This is a genomic window from Moorena sp. SIO2C4, from assembly GCF_010672485.1.
GTDB lineage: Bacteria > Cyanobacteriota > Cyanobacteriia > Cyanobacteriales > Coleofasciculaceae > Moorena > Moorena producens.
The window spans coordinates 1-2,572 of record NZ_JAAHGN010001058.1 but is presented as its reverse complement, the minus strand read 5'-3'; the positions used below and the strand labels follow the sequence as shown (position 1 = coordinate 2,572).

1 pseudogene is annotated in these 2,572 nt (G+C 44.9%); it reads left to right on the top strand.

The features are described from left to right. Positions 1 to 1,848, top strand: a pseudogene (locus tag F6K20_RS33555) (monovalent cation:proton antiporter family protein); the annotation flags it as partial. Positions 1,849 to 2,572: the final 724 nt, after the last annotated feature.

Sequence of the window (2,572 nt, the reverse complement as noted above, 5' to 3'; positions counted from 1 at the left end):
TGAATAATGCTCGGATTCATCATATCCCTCTCCTCCACCTCAGTAGTTCTTAAAACCCTGATGGAGAGAGGAGAAACCAATACCCTTCATGGTCAAGTGATGCTAGCAATTTTGATTGCTCAAGACCTTAGTTTAGGTCTGATGTTAGCCGTCATCCCCGCCCTTCAGCAGCCCTCAGATATTGGCTCAGCTTTAGTTGTTGCTTTACTCAAAGCGTTGGTGTTTCTAGCTGCTGCTCTAGCAGCGGGTCGCTGGATAGTTCCCCATCTCATTAAATATATTGCCCGCACTGAAAACAGTGAGCTATTTCTGATCACAGTAATTGCCCTGTGTTTAGGGATTGCTTTGATTACTGCTGGACTTGGTCTATCCGTTGAAATGGGAGCATTTGTGGCAGGATTAATGATGGCTGAAATTGATTATGCTGACCAAGCCGTTGCCAAAATCATCCCCCTTAAAGACACGTTTGTATGTCTATTTTTTGCATCCATAGGAATGCTCATTGAGCCGGAAGTGCTGCTCGATAACTTTGGCATAATTATCGGTTTAGTGATGTTAGTGATGGGGGGTAAAGCAGCCATTATCCTACCGATTGTGCTGAAATTTGGCTATTCCTTTAAAACTGCTTTTATTGCTAGTTTTGGTCTCAATCAAATTGGAGAATTTTCCTTTGTCTTAGCGGTGGTTGGCTTTGAGTTAGGATTTATCACTAGGGATCAGTATCTACTCCTGGTGGGAACCACAGCCATTACCCTAGTCCTGACACCCATGTGGCTAAGATGGTCTCCCCGAATAGCAGACCACCTGGTAAATCTGCCGTTTCTGAAAAACTACCTGCGTCAGTTTCAGGGCACTAAAGCTTTGTCAATTCCAGAAACGATTTGTAATCATGTGGTAGTGGCTGGCTATGGACGAGTGGGGCGAGTATTGGTCAACATCCTGCGCAATCAAGGCCATGAGGTACTAGTGATTGAAAATAGCGAAGCTGCTATTCAACGATTAAGACATGAAAAAATTCCCTATATGTTTGGGGATGCTCACTCGGAACTGGTCTTAGAAAAAGCCCATCTAGAAAAAGCTAAAGCCCTAGCCATTGCCCTACCCGATCCTGGCAGTACCCGCTTGTTGCTCAAACGTGCCCTCAAGTTTGCCCCAGGACTGGATATTGTGGCTCGTTCTCACAAAAATAGCGAAATTGACCTACTCACCCAGTTAGGGGCGCGGGAAGTAGTGCAACCAGAATTTGAGGCAGCATTGGAAATGGGAGCCCATGTGCTAGTAGCACTGGGAGAAACCCAAGGTATGATTCAGTCGGTGATCAATCGGATTCACCAAGACCGCTATTTGAGTGTACGACCTGAACAAGCTACCTATTCAAAGCAGCAAGACATCACTGATGTTGCTGAAGAACTCCACAGTGAGTGGGTGACTTTGAGTCAAACTTCCCGTCTAGATTGGGTAACTCTGGCAGCAACAGATATCCGTAACGTGACTGGGGTAACAGTTTTGACAATTCAACAAGGTAATGATATTGTCCACTACCCACAAGGTAAGATGACGTTGCGTTCAGGGGATCGATTGCTAGTTGTTGGGGAACCGGAAGAATTAGCAGCGTTTAGAGACTGGATCGAAAGTCGCAGTTTCCTTAGTGAGGGATCTAAGCATTGGGTAACTTTGGTAGAGAATTCAAGTTTGGTCGGTATGAAGCCAATTGATCTCCAGCATCAATACAATGTGATGGTTCAGGCGTTGCGTAGACAAGGGAAACTATATAATCCAGTGGATGAAGCTGGAGTATTGCAGGTGGGGGATTGTGTGTTGTTGTCTGGGGAATGGGATGAGGAGTGAATGATCTGGTGCGCGAGACGATGCGATTAGCCCGAAGGGCTACGCTACGCGAACGCATACGCGCGAGAATTGCATACGCACGACAATTGCATCCCCCGATTTCACATAAATCCATACAGCAAGCAAATTTTTGTCAAACTAATTCTCAAACTAACTAGACACCCTTAGCAAAATACTATATACTATATAATAGTGGCATTATGACAGTTGCTTCCTCAGCAACTGAATAGCTGGGTGTGCTGTGGGCTGAGAATTAGGTTCGAGGCAAGACAATATACACAGCATATCAGGTGTTTTTTTTGGCATCAGGGCTAAAGTAGGTCAAAGACAGTTAGGTTTAAACAACTCCAATCAGTTCTTGGGTCTGCTTTAGGTCAATCAGTGCTTACACTTTCGTGGATCAAGGGATACTGAGTTATTAACAACTTAAGTCCCAGCGAAGTCAGGCGAGTTTAATAGCCTTTTCTGACCAGTAAACGCAATTGAACGAGAATCTAGCTCGACCATCATGCCGAGCTGGATAAAAGTGGGCTCTCTGCTTATTTTTTGAGGAGAGGTTTATCCACTATAAATAGTGACCAGGTTTATAATGACCAGGTTTGTGGCACAAAGGGAATTCAGGTTCTTGAATATCCCTGCTGCCAGACTGCTGCAATGTCTACAAAGGAGAAACCAGTGTCTGTCGGTATCCTCGGTACCAAACTCGGTATGACCCAAGTGTTCA